Source organism: Pseudomonas persica, assembly GCF_900291015.1.
Taxonomy (GTDB): domain Bacteria; phylum Pseudomonadota; class Gammaproteobacteria; order Pseudomonadales; family Pseudomonadaceae; genus Aquipseudomonas.
The window spans coordinates 1-259 of record NZ_OLKL01000213.1; the positions used below are offsets into that span (position 1 = coordinate 1).

Below are 259 nucleotides of genomic sequence, written 5' to 3' on the forward strand. Positions count from 1 at the left end.
GCCCTCCTCCAGCGCGCGCCGTGCACGTTCGCCGGTGTATTTGCCGGCATACACCATCACCCCGGGGAACACCGCCCGCAGCTGTTGCTTGAAGTCCACCGGCATGTCCGGCGCGTCATCCCAGTCGGCTTCGGCAATGTGCAGGTAGCCGATGCCGATTTCACCCAGGCGCTTGGCCGCTGCGGTATAGGTGGTGACCGGGTCGGCGTCGACACAGCCATTGAGCGTGGTCAGCGGCGCCAGGCGTACGCTTACACGC

At 66.4% G+C, this 259-nt stretch carries 1 pseudogene; it reads right to left on the reverse strand.

From position 1 onward, the window contains the following. Nucleotides 1-259, reverse strand: a pseudogene (locus FQ664_RS26310) (alkene reductase); the annotation flags it as partial.